Origin of the sequence: Brasilonema octagenarum UFV-OR1, from assembly GCF_963888615.1 — a bacterium.
In the GTDB taxonomy this organism is placed as follows: Bacteria; Cyanobacteriota; Cyanobacteriia; order Cyanobacteriales; family Nostocaceae; genus Brasilonema; species Brasilonema sennae.
In genome coordinates this window covers 1-562 of the sequence record NZ_CAWPKW010000136.1, presented here as the reverse complement: position 1 = coordinate 562, position 562 = coordinate 1, and the positions used below count along the sequence as shown (strand labels likewise).

Here is a 562-nt window from a genome sequence, read left to right as displayed (position 1 = left end):
GGTGAGCCACGATCGACGCCGCAGCGCGGCGTAGACGCCCATGGGGATCCCGACCGCCAGGGCGAACAGCGCCGCCGCGATCGCCAGTTCGAGGGTGGCCGGCAGCCGTTCGCGGAACAGCGTCGACACCGGTCGCAGCTGCCGCAGCGACAACCCGAACTCGCCCTGCAGCGCACGCCCGACGAATCGGGCGTACTGCAGGTGGAACGGCTGGTCGAGGCCCAACTCGGCGCTCATGCGCGCCCGATCTTGGGGAGTGGCGTCCTGGCCCAGCATGAACACCACCGGGTCGCCCACGAACCGGAACAGCGCGAAGGCGATGAGCCCGACAACGAGCATCACCACGGCGGCCTGGGCAACCCTGCGAATGCAGAAGGCCAGCATCGCCTACCCGCCCCGCGTGCCCGTCCAGGCCCGATCGCTCGTCCGCAGGTTGTCGATCAGTCCTCGAGCAGGCTGCGCAGCATCCAGGCGGTCTTCTCGTGGATATCGAGCCGCTGCGTCAGCAGATCCAGCGTCGGCTGATCGTCGGCTTCGTCCGCCGCCGGCAGCAGCGCCCGGG

1 protein-coding gene and 1 pseudogene are annotated in these 562 nt (G+C 70.1%); both read right to left on the bottom strand.

The features are described 5' to 3' along the window. Positions 1-384 (bottom strand): ABC transporter permease (locus AC5590_RS09120; RefSeq protein WP_169269055.1); only part of this gene is annotated, 384 nt, incomplete at its 3' end. A 56-nt stretch (positions 385-440) separates the two neighbouring features. Next, positions 441-562: pseudogene (locus AC5590_RS09115) on the bottom strand (DNA starvation/stationary phase protection protein); the annotation flags it as partial.